Raw genomic sequence first — 15,154 nt, 5'->3', positions numbered from 1 at the left:
ATCATGGATAATTCGACTGTGCATTCTACGCTCACTTATGACGTATATACAGATCGGAGGGCATGATGGCCGGTGGCTTTATGGCACTGATGGATGATATTGCCTCCCTTGCAAAATTAGCAGCCGCAAGTGTGGATGATATTGCTTTAGGCGCAGCGAAAGCATCAGCAAAAACGGCCGGTGTTGTCATTGATGACACCGCTGTCACACCTCAGTATGTTCGTGGTTTAGCTCCCTCACGTGAGCTACCTATTATTGGTCGTATTGCGCGCGGCTCGTTGATAAATAAGCTCCTTATTATTTTGCCTGTGGCGCTGCTCCTGACGTGGCTAGCTCCTTGGTCATTGCCTATTTTCTTGCTGTGTGGCGGGTCTTATCTGTGTTACGAGGGTGCTGAAAAGATTCTCCACATGACTCATCTGTTATCTGCTCATGAGGACGCGTCTTCTGAACGGGACACAGTGGAGTCGGTCGGTCGTGAAAAGAAAATTATTTCCTCTGCTGTTCGCACGGATCTGATTTTGTCAGCAGAAATCATGCTGATTGCCCTTGCTGATTTAAGCGCACATTCTGGCGCTATGCGGGTGGCTATTTTGGTGACTGTGGCTTTCACAATGACATTTTTTGTGTATGGTTTGGTTGCTTTGCTGGTGAAAATGGATGATTTTGGCGCATTGCTTGTACGCCGTGGCAAAAGTTTAGCCACAGTAGGCCGAAGCATCGTCCGTATCATGCCAACAATATTTGATGCGATCAGCGTCATCGGGACACTTGCAATGTTGTGGGTAGGTGGACACCTTGTGTTGTCTTCGGCAGCCGATCTTGGTTTTGCTATCCCACATCATGCGGTAGAAATGTTTGTTCATATGATAGAAGCTGCTGGTTCTTTCGTGATGTGGTGTGTTGAAACACTGCTTTTTGCGCTGTGTGGCTGTGTTGTGGGGAGTATTTTTGTGGGCGCACATCTCTTAACATCGCAGGTGTTGAAGCGTTGAAGATACATCACATACCTATAGCGCGCATTCGTTGAGCTGTAGCGATAAATTGATATGTGTAGAGGACTTTTATCCTATATTGATTGTGTTTCATCGGGACTATGGAGGATCTCATGGCAATCTATTCTTTACCGGAATTACCTTACGACTACGCGGCTTTGGAGCCTCATATTTCCGCTCGTATCATGCAGTTGCACCACAATAAGCATCATGCAGCCTATGTTGCGGGCGCAAATGCTGCTCTTGAGGCTTTAGCCGCAGCCCGTGAAACAGGTGATTTTGCGGCGATCAACCTGCATGAGAAGAACTTGGCTTTCCATTTAGGTGGACACACTAATCATTCAATTTTCTGGCAGAACATGACCCCTGATGGTCAAGAACGTCCCGATGGTGATTTAGCTGCTGCTATTGATGAATTTTTTGGGTCTTTTGAGGCTTTCCAAGGCCAGTTTGCGGCTACTGCTCTTGGTTTGCAAGGCTCTGGCTGGGCAGTTCTTGCCTGGGATGCTCTGAGCCGTCGCCTCGTCACATTCCAGCTCACCGATCAGCAAGGAAATATTCCTGTAGCAACAGTGCCTTTACTGATGCTGGACATGTGGGAACATGCTTTCTACCTTGATTACCTTAATGTCAAGGGCGATTATGTTAAAGCCTGGTGGAATGTAGTGAACTGGGAAGATGTGGCTGCTCGTTTTATGCGTGCGCAAAACTTCCACGGACTAGTTACCGCCTGATAACCAATGATTATGGCGCGCCGCTAATACCGACACGGCACAGTTTTTCGCCTCACGGGGTAGGTATCATAAGGTGCCTGCCCCGTTAAAATTTACCTCCGCCGCCGCCATGAGAAGCTCCAGAGGATGATATATGTGTGGAGCTTCCGCTTTCTGAGCGAATTTTGACCCGTTGCACGTGACTTGACACGAGGCGTTCACTTTCACGGGTGAGGGTGAAAGAACCTGGAACAATATGCGAAAAAGCACGTGGCTCTACACCAATATTGCGCATCTTCCTAACGAAAAGGAAATGCACACTGAGCAGACCAATAATGCCAGCCACAATCACGAAAACACATACACTTCCGATTTTTATGAGGATATCTGTGGAAGTTGAGGACGTGTTTTCACTTTTTTCACCGTTATTCCATGCGCGCATGTAGTTGCGGCTTTGTTCCACAAATACCTGTGCCCCCGCAGCCCATTGTTCCCGCCGCAGTTCTTTTTTCATGAGGTCACCGATATGTTGAATATCTTTATCTGTGAAAGTTGAGATGGAATCACCGCGCGTAGAAATCCACCAGTCACGGCTATCTGGCGCAATCAGCAACAGAACTCCTGAGCGTTTCTGTCCTACGCCGTACCCGTGGTCATCAAAATAGTCATCGGCGTATTCCTTGGGGCTTTTCTGGTTGAGGGAGGCAAAAAGGACCACAATATCTTGGTGGTATTCGCTGATAATTGGCGTAATCAGGGATTCTAAGTCACTTTTTTCTGACGCGGAAAGCGCCTCCACTTCGTCAATGACATGCGTGTTTTCTGCCTGTGCGCCGCGTACCTGCCCAGCGAAAAGCATGACTACCAGCAGGAAAAAGCTCAGGATAACAGCGCTGTGGCGTACACGAACACTGCGAGCACGCTGAGGTGTTTTTGATTTTCCCATGCCTATCCTGCTTCCTTTAAATAGTGTGTGTTCGTTGTCTTTGCTTCCGTTCGCGCAGAATTTTTGTGTTGAAATTCAGTTTCACCTAAATAAAAATCCACGCCATAACACCGGCTAAAAGCATGAGGGGGAGGCACCATAGGGCGCGTAATGCCCACAAGCGACGTGTGCTGATAGGAAATTCTCCAACAACCTCACCTGTCACCCCGTTAATGGCGAAAGGATAATTGACACCCCCATAAGCCACGACAATCAGCCAGATCGGTAACAAAGCGAACCATGTATTCGCGTGCTCCACATGTGTATGCGCTTCAACGACTTGGACTAATTGGTGTCCGTGCACGCTTTCACGAACAAGGTCCTCAAAAGTGCGTGTCACGCGTTCATTGGCCCGCTTTTGTGTTGCTATCGCTTCGATGTCGTATGTGGAGGCTGCGTAGCCTGAAAGGTAGGCGGTCGAAAATTCCCGCGAATCTGCCATATCGTATGGTTCCACGCCTTCTGAACGTTCGCTTTCAAGTTTACTGGTCGCACAGACCGGTATGGCGCGAAAGTCTGCGCTTCCTTCACGTAATACGTCAAATATGAAGGTCTGAGTACACTGATAGTCACCTTCAGTCCATGTCGTAACATCTTGAGCACGTAGATGCAGTGTTCCACTCACACTACCGTCGTGGAACCAGTAGGGCACATATGCGCCTGTTGCTTCTTGCAGAATATGTGAGCGACGAAATGTGGGAGGTAAAAGGTATTTCCCTTCGGTTGCTCGCACGAATGCGTCCTGCATGGCTTTTTTATCTAGCGCAAAGGGGATAATAAAATCCGGTACGCGAGTTTCGCTCAAACGTTCTGTCGCTATGAAAGTGTTATTACAAAAACCGCAGCGAGTGGATACAGTCGTGGGGTCAGCAATGATTTCAGCGCCGCATGAGTCACATATGTATGTGCGCATCCCTTCCAGTGAGTTCAGGTGAACATGTTCTGTTTTCGTGTCTGTAACGTCAGCAGGGTCTGTTCCCATCTCAGTTTCAAAGGACGGACTTCCACCTGTAGCTGCATCTTTTGAAGCATCGTGCCTATTGAGGTCTGTCGCATCATTCAGAACATGGTCAGCGGATTCTTGTATGCGAGGATCAGCGTGTTCTTGCCTTGAATGGGTGGATGCTGTACTCGCGGCTGTTATTTTTTCATGATCGCGGGGCAACGCATCGTCACGGCGGTGAAAGTTTTCCACATATTCAACTGTGAAATGCGAATCGCACCATGCGCAGGACATCATTCCTGTGGAGGCATTAAACTCAATAGGCGCTGCACACGCGGGACATTTGTATTGAATTTCGCTCATACAAATCCGATCACAGACATTTCATTTTTCGCCGTCATATATAACCCTCAGGCCACCTGTACGGCATAGGTATAGGAATGAGTATATGTCCTTTTTTGCGCTACAGGACCACAATGCAGGTATCCCGTTAAAAATACGTATAGTGCGTGTAATTGTTACCACGCACGAGTTTTTGACGTACAGCAAGGAAAATCTATGACAGGATGAGACAAGAAAACGGCTGCACTATCAAGGTGCCGCGTACACGAATTTTGACTCATAGGAGGGCATCATGGGCCTTATTAAAGCAGCAACAGGTGCTATTGGGGGCGCTCTTGCTGACCAGTGGCTTGATGCTATTGAGCCGCAAAATATGGGTGAAGGTGTCGTATTTTGTAAAGGTGACAGGCTGCGTCCTGATGATCCTCGTGCGACTAAGCAGCGTGGTTCCACGGATATTATTTCTGAGGGGTCAGCAATTCACGTGTATGACAGGCAAGCTATGCTGCTTGTCGATAGTGGCCGTATCACTGACTTTACGGCGGAACCTGGTATTTTCACGGTGACGCAGGGTACGCCTTCATTTTTTGCAGGAAGCCTCACTGAATCTGTGAAGGACACATGGAAGCGTTTCACCTATGGTGGTGGCTCTGCGTTAAGGCAACAAGCTTTTTACATTAACTTGCAGGAAATTAAAGGGATTCGTTTCGGCACCCCTAATTCATTGAATTATTTTGATTCTTTCTATAACGCAGAGCTTTTCTTGCGTTGCCACGGGACTTTCTCCATTAAAATCACTGATCCCATTTTGTTTTACCAAGAAGTGATTCCACGCGACGCCACCCACATTCATATTGACCAGATTAAAGAGCAGTACCTGTCAGAATTCCTTGAAGCCTTGCAATCATCCATTAATCAGATGAGCGCCGACGGGATACGTATTTCACAGGTTCCTTCTCGGATACGTGAACTGTCGCATTACATGCGTGACACTCTTGATGAGGATTGGTTGCGTATGCGTGGCATGGAAGTGCTCTCTGTGGGTATTGCCTCGATTTCTTACGATGAGCAATCACGTAAGCTTCTTGATATGCGCAATGAGGGCGCTATGCTTTCTGATCCTCTTGTACGTGAAGGATACGTTCAAGGCGCTGTGGCGCGAGGGATGGAAGCTGCTGGTTCCAATGAGGCTGGGGCGGGCCTTGCCTTTATGGGTATGGGTATGGGCATGAATGCTGGTGGGCAATTCACGCAAGCCGCTTCCCAAGCAAATCATGCGTACTGGGAAGCAGGCCAGACTGCTTCTGCCTCTCAGGTGCCTGCGCAGCCCCCCACGGCTACACCTTCACAGCCTCCTGCATCTGCGGGAACTGCGGCTTTTTGCACAAACTGCGGCACTGCTTTCAGCACGCCAGAACAGAAATTCTGCGGGAAGTGCGGGACCCCTCGCGCCTGAATGCATACTTTTAGACAAAAAGAACGCACCGTACTTTGTGATGTGCAGTATCATCCCGTTTTGATGACACTGCACATGCGTCACTGATGTGAAGGAATGACACTATGCGTAATGCACAGCAGGTACTTACGTATCCTCAACCAAAACCATGGTGGCGCTCTGCTCGAAACTTTTATGCACCCGGACCAGGTCAGCGAGCGCTGCTATGGACACGAGAACTCACCATTGCTTCCGTCCATGCAGATGCTCCACTCATTGACCATCTCAACTTGTCAATACGCGGTGGCTGCCTGACTGCCCTTGTGGACCGTAATAGTAGCCGTTCACGCGCCCTTTTTATGGCGCTTGCAGGGCTATCTGATATTGATGATCGTGCAGTGAGGTATTCTCGCCGTTCACGTGCCCTTTATGGGGGCAGTGCTGGGGTGGCTCTTATTACCGGTCACGTGAGCTATGATTCCACGTTGACTGTGCGTGAAAATGTTATGTTTCCTTTAGCGCAATGCGGAATAAGTATTGACCGTGCGGAACTGGATCGCATCATGTCATTGTGCCAATTAGCTGGTCATGAACTGGCGATGCCCACGCAGCTTGGCCCTGATGGTTCGCTCCGTATCGCAGTTGCTCAGGCACTCCTATGCGGGGCACAGATACTTTTATTGGAAGATCCTACGCGAGGACTTGTTCACGGTATTTCTGAAGCTATCTATGATTTTCTTCGCAAGGTCGCGCACAGTGGTTGTGCGCTCGTATTTTCAACGGCTGATCTGCGTTGGGCAGCTTTAGCTGACCGTGCTGTGCTGATTGCCAACGGCAGTGTCGCATGCGATATGGCTTACCCTGATATGGGTGCTTTATCGCAGGCGTATGCGGCTGATACGGATACGGCGGGTTTACTTGGTCCTGTGCCGCAGGCTTCCTATGACAGCGAGCGTGAAAGCGTTAAGGAAGCGTCCCCCTCATGGTTCCCTGTTTCCTCGGTGGTTCAGGCCGACTCGTTGCTGGCTCCAGCTGATATGGCCTACGACGTGACGGTCCCTCAAGAAGAAGATGCGGATTCTTCGGTCGGTGTGCTAGGAAGCGAACTTCCTGAATTTGATTTCCGTGGAGCAGAGCCTTCTTTCTTTCAGCCATCTCAAAGTCAGAATATTTCTGAGGTTGATAATCAAAGTTCATCTGAAGTAGCGGTTCTCTCCCTTGTGGAGCCAAAATCTGAAGTACCTGCGCCCCAAAAAAAGCGCGCCGATCATCATGTGCTTCACGTAGCTTCGCCGGATTCAGCGATTTCATCTGCAAGTTCGCAGGATGTTGTCGAGCGTGCTCAAAAGATTTTGCAGGAGCTTCCTGGTCCTATTTTTCATGATGAGGCCCTTGAACCGTAAGGTTACCGTGGTTTTGTTCCGTTTTTTACTCATCATCTGGCTCTTTGTGGCTGGGCATGAGAAACTAAAAGTATCCATCTTCCTTATACGAAACGAGCGTAAATCATGTCTACCGGCGTTTTTGATGAGGCACAGCAGCCATCGCCTGCTTTAACAAGTGACGCACCTGAGCAGCCTGAAAGTGTGGGGACTCTTTTTACCTCATTGATTACTCATTTTCGGACTCTTATTGAGGACGAGATACGCCTCGCAAAAATGAAAATCTTTGGCAGCATCCGTAGTTTCGCTGTTGCTGTTGGCCTGCTCGTTGTTGCAGCAGTTTGTGCTCTTTATTTACTGGGCTGGATGCTTCACAGTATTGAATTGGCTTTCGCCTTGCTACTTCCCGCGTGGGCGGCTTCGTTGGTTGTATGCGGTGTGCTCCTTCTGCTTGTTGTGATTTTGTTGTGGGTGGCCGTGGCCTTATTTAAGAAAGGGCATGCCTCTAGCAGTCAGGCGTCGCAGGATATTCAAGGAAATATTGCCGCTGATATTGATGTTTTGAAGAAAGGAATGGGTAAGTGAGTATTCAAAGCAGTGCTCGTTCAGTTGAACAGATTGAAGCAGATTTAGCTGCTACACGGGCCCAGATGGGTCGCACAATCGACGCTTTAGCTGCGCAACTCAGTCCAGCATATCAAGTGGAACAGCTCACACAAAAAGTTTCTGAGAAGGCTCAAAGCTTCCAAGAAAAGATCCGTGAGCGCTGCGATTGCGTTCGTGAGTCTGTGTGTGAAACGGTGGATGCGGCCCGCGCTGGGGATGAAGAAGCCTTGAAAAAAGTAGGTATTGCCATTGCGGGGACCGTCGTTGTGGTTGCCCTTATTGGTTTACGTATTTCCCACCGGCGCTAACCGTGTATGTGGGATGTGCTTATGAGCACTGTTCCACAGCTCAACACCTACGAATGTGTCTTTGAGTAACAGACCGCTATGATAGGTGCTACGACAGATTTTGATAATTCAGGGAACCGCTGTAGCGGACCCGCACGACATGGAGGGGGTCGACCCCATGGGGCGCGGCCGTCAAAAGGCAAAGCAGACAAAAGTTGCACGCAAACTGAAGTATTTCAGTCCTGATACCGACCTTGAAGCTCTCCAAAGGGAATTGTCTTCTCATGGAGCTTCCACGAAAGAGGATCCGTACGCGCAGTACGCACAGGATGAGGATGACGAGTACGTTGATCCTTATGCTCCTGTGGATGATGAGGATGAAGTAGACGTTTACGACGAACGCTTCTGGACTCAGCCTTAGGTTCCTCTGACTGTATCTTTGCGCAATATCTGGCTGCGGTACATGTAATTTTGATATGCGCCCGTAGATCTTTGGTCGCGGGGCATATTGTTGTACGCTCCGGCCAGTACTTATGCGGATGGTACGTGTCCACTCGATCGGTGTTGCGTCTAGGTAGCGCGTCGTATCATGCGCTAATTACCACGGTCCTTTTGGGACGGTAGCCTATGTGTTCAACCGAGTACAGTACTTACCCATAGGTCGATGAGGCGTTCGTTGTCTACCGCAGTAATCAGGTCAACCTCTGTAGCGGAATCATTACGCACAAGTTTCCCATCCTCGCGCACTGCCACATATGCGTGTTCACGTTGGACAAGGCTCGGATCAGCAAGCTGTGCCAACACGACAAGATCATGAATCCACATACCGTCCACCGGCCGTGTAGCTTGTGAGTATGCAAGCCATGGTTTAAGCCACCGTGAGATTAGTTCACAGTCGCGGGCGCGATCTTTTGTAACCTCAGTGCAAATTTGCTCCCAGCGGCGCAGCGATAATTCGGTGGTGCGTGTAACATCCAGTGGCACAATTGTCAGCGGCATACCCGATTCCAATACCACACGCGCAGAAATCGGATCGACAGCAAAATTAGTATCAACAAGCTGTCCCATCCCTAAACATCCACCCATAAGCGCTATACGTTCGATGCCGTCACACACATGTGGATATTCCGTGATGAGGCGGGCAATATTTGTGAGTGGCCCTAAACATGCAAGAGTTACTCCCGTAGGAAACGTCATGAGGTTATCGGCTAGCTGGGCAACAGCATCACCTGTGGACGTATTTTTCGTATCAGGTAAGGACGACAGGTGTTGTTCTCCCCATCCGTCACGATGAGGGGCCATTGTCGCGCCCCAGAGGGAGTAGACCTCGTAAGCCATGCTGGGTGCGTCAAGTTTTTCACGCCACGCGGCCCCGCCAGGGCTCAGTGGCTGAGGGGATCCTGTGATGATACGGGTATGTGGGGCATCAAGATCATTCAGGAGCTGCTGCGCTGCACGTGAGCCTTCGGCTGCTGAGGTATTACCGAAAACTGTCCAAATCGCTTTCAGGTGGAAAGCCTGCGAACGTAAAGCAAAAGCAAGGGCGAGGGCATCATCCACATTTGCGCCGGGGATTCCGTTGCCTGGATCGCAGTCAATCACGATATTCATTGGTGTCCTCATATTTTTCGTTACATCCACAGCTTGCGCGGCCAATCAGATGAGCATGAGCTACAACAGGTGCAACGGTACGTGATTCCTCATTTTCGTTGTTTTTTTGCCCGGTGTTCTCTGTGTTGTTTCCTCCAAGAAGCGCCTCAACAACATCATGAGCTAAATCCTGCGCTGAAAGGTGGATTGCGCTGAGGGAGGGCACAGTAAATTCTGCCCCATCGGTACCATTGAGGGCGATAATCGCAATATCATCAGGAATGGATATTCCGGCGCCTGCTAGTGCGGCGAGTAAGCCGATTGCTTGCATTTCATTACCGACAACTACGCCATCTGGGTTAAATTCACTCAAGGTGGAAGCCGCAGCAAAACCACCTTCACGGCTAAAAGGCGCAGTGCAATGTCCTGCTGGTTCGAGTCCAGCTTGCCTGAGGGCATCACGCCATCCGCGTGAGCGTTCACGTGAATTGAGGCGAGTGTGTGGGCCACCTAAGTGTGCGATACGTGTACACCCATGAGAAATGAGGTGTTCGGTTGCCATCTGCGCGTGGGCGCGTTCATCGGTCGCAACACAGATGAGGCGCCCTGCTTCAGCATTTTTTTGCTGTATCCGCTGGCTTTCTGTGGCGTTAAGAATGACTGCCGGCACATTCGAGGTAGCGATCACGTCGAGAGGTGGGGGCTGGTCCACTGAATACCAGACGAGTCCATCGACTTGCTGACGCAGCATGGTTTCAACAACAGCGATCTCATGTTCAAGATCATCTTGCGAATCACCGACAAGCAGGCAGTATCCGCGTTCAAAAAATTCTCGTTCAAAGCATTGAGCGAGCTGAGCAAGAAAAGGGTTAGCAAGGTCTGGCACAATCAAACCGAGCGCAGCGCTCTTGCCTGAGACAAGAGCGCGCGCAAGGTTATTGGGTCGATAACCTGTGTGCGCAATCGCAGCGAGGACTCGGTTACGTGTTTCTTCAGAAACTGGCCGTGGCCCGTTGTTGAGTACATAGCTCACCACGGCTGTCGATGTGCCAGCTAGTCGCGCAACTTCCGATTGCGTAGGACGACGGTGAGCCATGTTTTCCTCCTTTCGATTGCGCACTTCAAGGTGTCAGCTATTCACAGAGTGCCTACCGTGTTGTTCAGATAGCGTCTCGAAGCGCAGAAAGATCACGTCCACGAGTCTCCGGAGCGAAGAACGTGGTGATAAGACCAATCCCTGCGGTTACAACAAAGTAGACAGCGAGTGGGATCCATGAGCCTGTTGCTGCTAGCAGAGCAGATGCCACCATCGGTGCTGTTCCACCAGAAAGTATAGAGCCAACTTCTTTAGCTACAGCCATTTTTGAGTAGCGGTGCTGCACACCAAAGAGTTCAACACCGTAGGCCGCTTGAACACCGAAAATACCGAGCGAGGCTAAACACATGCCCACAATGATGACTGATGCCACCACAATTGGATCACGTGATTCGAGGAGCATGAAAGCAGGGAAACCGTAAAGCACAAGGAGCAGGCAGTATGCCCTGTAAAGTGGGCGGCGTCCAAAACGGTCAGAGAGCCAACCTGACAGTGGGATGACAGCGAATCCGAGGATCGACGCAATAAGAACGGCCGTTGTCGGTACAGATTTTTCCATATTGAGGGCTTTTGCTACGTACCCGATAAGGAAGCCTTGGGCCATATATGAGGGACCGTTTTCGCCAATGCGCAGGCCAAGCATGATGAAGAAGGCTTTCCACCCTGACCGCGGGGTTGATGCGGATGAGTTATCCTCGGGCATGTGGGAAGCAGCTTTTGTCGCTTGAGCAATTTTTTCAGCTTTTGCACGCTGAAAGGCTTCAAATACCGGGCTTTCTTTCATTGTGCGGCGCAGGATGAGGGCCAGAACTGCGACAAGGATTGAGCAAAGGAACGGAATTCGCCATCCCCATGCGATCACGTCATCTTTTGGCATGAGGAGGACAAGGAGCCACACGGTTGAGGCCAGTAAAGTCCCCGAGTTTGATCCCACGCCTATAAGGGAGGCCACAAGACCACGATGTTTTGTTGGCGCGCATTCAGCCAGCATGACAGCTCCGCCGGATAGTTCAGCACCTGCACCAAATCCTTGACAAATACGTAAGAATACGAGGAGCAGTGGTGCCCAAAATCCAATCGCTGAGTAGCTGGGGATGAGTCCGATGCCTGTGGTAGCTAATCCCATCAATGAAACGGTGATGATGAGGACAAATTTACGGCCGTAAACGTCACCAACTTTACCTAAGATGATGGCGCCAATAGGTCGAGCAATGAATCCTACGGCCCATGTAGCAAAGGAGGACAGTAAGGCAAGGATGGGTGTTTGCTCGGGGAAGAATACGTCACCAAAGACCAGGCCAGCGGCCAAGCCGTAGAGGGCAAAGTCCACATATTCCATTGTTGTGCCGAGCCAAATTGAGATAATCGTGGACCAGAAGTTTTTCCGGCCCTCATGGGTTTCAAAATGGAGGTCCGCTTCCTGAGGGCGAGCGGAATTATCAGTGTTGTTCATCGTTGAAACACTTCCTATGAAGGGGCATAACAGTATGAATCTATACGCTTAGACTATTGAATGCAAGCACTTTTTTACACAGATCTTCCACCAAGAAGCCCGAAAAATACGCACACAGGCAAGCTGGGACAATCGACCCACACTTCACTTCATACGCCTCAGCACGCTACATGTACACGTCAGTATTGCGCAGCAGCGATTCGAGCAAAAATTACGAAAATATCCCTCACATACGATAGGGAAAATCAGCCCACACGGTACTGACCACGCATAGCGACCGCGCCCGCCGTCACACCTTTCGCTCCGCGCACCACACGCGCAGAACTCAACCCTTCATACCCCGACTCAGCATAAACGGAACCCAAAACCCACGTGTGAATACCATGCGCCGCACATATCCGCGCCACATCATCAACGGCCACAGGCGACACAACAGCAACCATACCGACACCCAGATTCAACGAATCCTCCAAAGCATCCCATGTCACCGCGCCACCGCGCCGCACCCAATCAAAAACAGGAGGAACCAGCCAAGTATGACGATTCACCTCACCAATCATCCCTGCTGGTAAAACACGCGACACATTCGCTGCAAGGCCCCCACCTGTCACATGCGAAAGAGCATGAAGGCCACTTTCACTCACTCCAACAGCCTCTATCGCTTCCAAGCAGGGAACAGCATACAAACGTGTCGGCTCAAGCAGTTCCTCACCTAAAGTACGACCAAAATCAGGCACATCCGACTCCAAAGACATACCCACACGCTGCAGCACGGCGCGAACCAAAGAATAGCCATTGGAATGTAAGCCAGACGAAGCCATCCCCAGCAGCACATCACCAGGACGCACCCTATGCGCGCCTAAAACGTTTTCAGCATCCACAACACCTGTGGCCGCACCCGCAATATCGTAATCATCCTCAGCCATCACGCCCGGATGCTCAGCAGTTTCCCCACCAACCAAAGGACATTTCACAACCTCGCAAGCCTGAGCAATACCTCGCACAATATCTGCAATTCGTTCAGGAATAACTTTGCCGCAGGCAATATAGTCCGTCATCAATACGGGACGCGCGCCCACCACCGTAATGTCATCAACAACCATACCAACGAGGTCTTGGCCAATAGTATCGTGAATATCTAAAGCACGAGCCAACGCAATCTTCGTACCCACTCCATCGGTTGAAGTCGCTAAAAGTGGTTTCGACATCCCTAAAAACGCAGAAGCGTCCACCATGCCAGCAAACCCGCCCGTGGCGCCCACAACCGTTGCATCATGAGTACGAGCCACCGCTGCTTTCATGAGATCAACCGCACGATCACCGGCAGCGGTATCAACACCTGCGCAAGCGTAGTCAAGAGGAGCAGAATCAGTCATAAGTTCTCCCGTTATACGTTAAGTGGCATTGATGCCGACACCGTGTGTTTATTGTGGACAGTATTTATTGTGGACACAAATATTCGATTATTCGCTGCGCATATTGCGCACATACAGCCATGACGCAACATGCACGCCGCAGGCTCTCCACCCCAGTTACGTGTGCGCACCTGGTGTTCCTGGAATAGGTGTTCCCTCAGGGACTTCTTCAGGATAATCACCCGTAAAGCAACCCAAGCACAATGATGTCCCCTGAGCGGTCGCCTCAACCATTCCTTCCATTGACAAATACGCCAAAGAATCCGCACCAATAGAACGCCGCACGCCTTCAACATCCAACGAAGACGCAATGAGCTCTGCACGTGTCGGGAAGTCAATCCCGAAAAAACACGGCCATTTCACCGGTGGAGACGAAATACGCACATGCACTTCAGCAGCCCCCGCCTCACGAAGCATACTCACCAAAGCACGCTGAGTATTCCCACGCACAATAGAATCATCAATAACGACCAGACGTTTACCTTCAATTACTTCACGTAAAGGATTCAATTTCAAACGGATACCCAATTGCCGCAAAGACTGTGTCGGCTGAATGAAAGTACGTCCCACGTACGCATTTTTCACCAAACCTTGAGCGAAAGGAATACCGGCTTCTTGCGCGTAACCAATTGCAGCGGGAGTCCCTGATTCAGGGGTAGGAATCACCAAATCCGCTTCCACTGGGTTTTCTTGCGCAAGCAAAGCCCCCATACGGCGACGCGCCGCAACAATTTGCCGATCCCCAATCAACGTATCAGGCCGAGCTAAATACACGTACTCGAATACGCATGTACGTGGCTGAGAAGCGGCAAAACGACGTGAATGCACACCCGAATCATTAATGAAAATTAATTCCCCCGGCTCAATTTCTCGCACAAAAGTGGCACCGCATAAATCCAAAGCAGCCGTTTCAGAGGCCAGCACCCAGCCCATACTTAAACGCCCTAAAACAAGGGGCCGGTACCCATGCGGATCGCGCGCCGCATACAAGGTATTTTCGTCCATAAATACCAGTGAGAAAGCGCCTTTCAGGAGGGGCAGCACTTTCAAAGCAGCAGGAACAAGCTGAGGTTCACCCTGAGAGCGGCCATCCGTTTCAGCGCAGCAGAGCATCTGAGAATCAGTCACAGAAGAATCACACATAGTGTGAGCTTTTGTGCTCATATGAGGGGAAAGCCCCTCAGTCGCGCAGGCTGTACTGTCAGCAGCAGAAGCAGCCCACGGAAGGCGATCAGCCACCCCTAAAAGAGCAGTCACCACAGACGTATCTGTGGTGGCTCCTCGTTCAATATCTTCCCCGTCCTCCGTAACAGAATATGCAAGGTCACGCAGCTGCCTCGTATTTGTGAGGTTTCCGTTATGGCACAGTGCAAGAGTACCTGTGGGAGTGGGACCTAAAGTAGGTTGCGCGTTACGCCATGTATCGGCCCCTGTTGTTGCGTAACGAACATGACCAAGAGCAATATGGCCTTTCAGTCCTTGGAGGGTTTCCTCAGAAAAAACTTGATGCACAAGCCCTTGGTCTTTGTACACAAGGATCGACTGCGAATCGCTGGTTGCAATACCTGCTGATTGTTGCCCTCGGTGTTGCAGTGCGTATAACGCGAAGTAAGCCAAACGAGAAACATCTTCATTTGGCGCCCATACGCCGAAAACACCGCAGTGATCGTGAGGGCGATCATCCTCAAAAGGGTCACACTGTGGTGATATGTGGTCCGTCATATCCGGAAAGGAAGCACGCACAAGTGTCACCCTTTCACACTCGGAACCCTTTGCGCTACTGAGTCCATTCACCGATTGAACTATGAGACACCTATACTCATCAGTCTGCGCAAACACCATGACAGTGCTGGCCGCTGTTCCCTCACAACAATCCCAATAAATACAGGCTAATGCGCCCCTATGCGGGGTG

At 50.4% G+C, this 15,154-nt stretch carries 14 protein-coding genes; 7 read left to right on the top strand and 7 right to left on the bottom strand.

The window, feature by feature from the left end; genetic code table 11:
* Positions 1-65: 65 nt before the first annotated feature.
* Positions 66-995, top strand: a complete 930-nt coding sequence (locus LRP57_RS00395; protein ID WP_231204566.1) for a DUF808 domain-containing protein — start codon at positions 66-68, stop codon at positions 993-995.
* Between the two features lie 113 nt (positions 996-1,108).
* The gene (locus LRP57_RS00390) at positions 1,109-1,729 is read left to right on the top strand and encodes a superoxide dismutase (RefSeq protein WP_231203966.1); all 621 of its coding nucleotides are present in this window, start codon (positions 1,109-1,111) and stop codon (positions 1,727-1,729) included.
* Between the two features lie 85 nt (positions 1,730-1,814).
* On the opposite strand, the gene LRP57_RS00385 is transcribed toward LRP57_RS00390, so the two are convergent.
* Both LRP57_RS00385 and LRP57_RS00380 read right to left on the bottom strand, forming a co-directional pair.
* Positions 1,815-2,654: a TPM domain-containing protein gene (locus tag LRP57_RS00385; RefSeq protein ID WP_231203964.1), complete on the bottom strand. Its 840-nt coding sequence runs from the start codon at positions 2,652-2,654 to the stop codon at positions 1,815-1,817.
* 85 nt (positions 2,655-2,739) lie between these two features.
* Positions 2,740-3,888 carry a hypothetical protein gene (locus LRP57_RS00380; protein ID WP_231203962.1) on the bottom strand — a complete coding sequence of 383 codons (1,149 nt, stop codon included), beginning with the start codon at positions 3,886-3,888 and terminating at the stop codon, positions 2,740-2,742.
* Positions 3,889-4,270: 382 nt separating this feature from the next.
* Here LRP57_RS00380 and LRP57_RS00375 point away from each other — a divergent pair, with 382 nt between their 5' ends.
* From LRP57_RS00375 to LRP57_RS00355, 5 genes are all read left to right on the top strand, one after another.
* The gene (locus tag LRP57_RS00375) at positions 4,271-5,434 is read left to right on the top strand and encodes an SPFH domain-containing protein (RefSeq protein ID WP_231203960.1); all 1,164 of its coding nucleotides are present in this window, start codon (positions 4,271-4,273) and stop codon (positions 5,432-5,434) included.
* A 104-nt stretch (positions 5,435-5,538) separates the two neighbouring features.
* On the top strand, positions 5,539-6,816 hold the full coding sequence (locus LRP57_RS00370) for a hypothetical protein (RefSeq protein ID WP_231203958.1): 1,278 nt from the start codon (positions 5,539-5,541) through the stop codon (positions 6,814-6,816).
* Between the two features lie 105 nt (positions 6,817-6,921).
* Entirely contained in the window at positions 6,922-7,380 is a 459-nt protein-coding gene (locus tag LRP57_RS00365; protein WP_231203956.1) for a phage holin family protein, read from the top strand.
* Entirely contained in the window at positions 7,377-7,709 is a 333-nt protein-coding gene (locus LRP57_RS00360; protein WP_231203954.1) for a DUF3618 domain-containing protein, read from the top strand. The genes LRP57_RS00365 and LRP57_RS00360 overlap by 4 nt, the downstream gene beginning before the upstream one ends.
* Positions 7,710-7,866: 157 nt before the next feature.
* The gene (locus tag LRP57_RS00355) at positions 7,867-8,109 is read left to right on the top strand and encodes a DUF3073 domain-containing protein (protein ID WP_231204564.1); all 243 of its coding nucleotides are present in this window, start codon (positions 7,867-7,869) and stop codon (positions 8,107-8,109) included.
* Positions 8,110-8,321: 212 nt separating this feature from the next.
* Here LRP57_RS00355 and LRP57_RS00350 read toward each other — a convergent pair whose 3' ends face one another.
* From LRP57_RS00350 to purF, 5 genes are all read right to left on the bottom strand, one after another.
* On the bottom strand, positions 8,322-9,299 hold the full coding sequence (locus LRP57_RS00350) for a nucleoside hydrolase (RefSeq protein WP_231203952.1): 978 nt from the start codon (positions 9,297-9,299) through the stop codon (positions 8,322-8,324).
* The gene (locus LRP57_RS00345) at positions 9,283-10,374 is read right to left on the bottom strand and encodes a LacI family DNA-binding transcriptional regulator (RefSeq protein WP_231203950.1); all 1,092 of its coding nucleotides are present in this window, start codon (positions 10,372-10,374) and stop codon (positions 9,283-9,285) included. The genes LRP57_RS00350 and LRP57_RS00345 overlap by 17 nt, the downstream gene beginning before the upstream one ends.
* 64 nt (positions 10,375-10,438) lie before the next feature.
* Positions 10,439-11,827 carry an MFS transporter gene (locus tag LRP57_RS00340; protein ID WP_231203947.1) on the bottom strand — a complete coding sequence of 463 codons (1,389 nt, stop codon included), beginning with the start codon at positions 11,825-11,827 and terminating at the stop codon, positions 10,439-10,441.
* Positions 11,828-12,072: 245 nt separating this feature from the next.
* Positions 12,073-13,203, bottom strand: a complete 1,131-nt coding sequence (gene purM, locus LRP57_RS00335) for a phosphoribosylformylglycinamidine cyclo-ligase (protein WP_231203945.1) — start codon at positions 13,201-13,203, stop codon at positions 12,073-12,075.
* A 156-nt stretch (positions 13,204-13,359) separates the two neighbouring features.
* Entirely contained in the window at positions 13,360-14,964 is a 1,605-nt protein-coding gene (gene purF, locus LRP57_RS00330; protein ID WP_231204563.1) for an amidophosphoribosyltransferase, read from the bottom strand.
* Positions 14,965-15,154 lie beyond the last annotated feature (190 nt).

It is taken from the genome of Schaalia sp. lx-260, assembly GCF_021083645.1.
In the GTDB taxonomy this organism is placed as follows: Bacteria; Actinomycetota; Actinomycetes; order Actinomycetales; family Actinomycetaceae; genus Pauljensenia.
Note: the sequence above shows the minus strand (reverse complement) of the source record. Positions and strands in the feature narration are given on the sequence as shown.

Bases quoted from the DNA above. Each gene is read 5' to 3' on its own strand.
- purF (WP_231204563.1), bottom strand. From the start codon at position 14,964: ATGACGGACCACATATCACCACAGTGTGACCCTTTTGAGGATGATCGC.
- LRP57_RS00340 (WP_231203947.1), bottom strand. From the start codon at position 11,827: ATGAACAACACTGATAATTCCGCTCGCCCTCAGGAAGCGGACCTCCAT.
- LRP57_RS00370 (WP_231203958.1), top strand. From the start codon at position 5,539: ATGCGTAATGCACAGCAGGTACTTACGTATCCTCAACCAAAACCATGG.
- purM (WP_231203945.1), bottom strand. From the start codon at position 13,203: ATGACTGATTCTGCTCCTCTTGACTACGCTTGCGCAGGTGTTGATACC.
- LRP57_RS00395 (WP_231204566.1), top strand. From the start codon at position 66: ATGGCCGGTGGCTTTATGGCACTGATGGATGATATTGCCTCCCTTGCA.
- LRP57_RS00375 (WP_231203960.1), top strand. From the start codon at position 4,271: ATGGGCCTTATTAAAGCAGCAACAGGTGCTATTGGGGGCGCTCTTGCT.
- LRP57_RS00385 (WP_231203964.1), bottom strand. From the start codon at position 2,654: ATGGGAAAATCAAAAACACCTCAGCGTGCTCGCAGTGTTCGTGTACGC.
- LRP57_RS00355 (WP_231204564.1), top strand. From the start codon at position 7,867: ATGGGGCGCGGCCGTCAAAAGGCAAAGCAGACAAAAGTTGCACGCAAA.
- LRP57_RS00345 (WP_231203950.1), bottom strand. From the start codon at position 10,374: ATGGCTCACCGTCGTCCTACGCAATCGGAAGTTGCGCGACTAGCTGGC.
- LRP57_RS00365 (WP_231203956.1), top strand. From the start codon at position 6,922: ATGTCTACCGGCGTTTTTGATGAGGCACAGCAGCCATCGCCTGCTTTA.
- LRP57_RS00390 (WP_231203966.1), top strand. From the start codon at position 1,109: ATGGCAATCTATTCTTTACCGGAATTACCTTACGACTACGCGGCTTTG.
- LRP57_RS00350 (WP_231203952.1), bottom strand. From the start codon at position 9,299: ATGAATATCGTGATTGACTGCGATCCAGGCAACGGAATCCCCGGCGCA.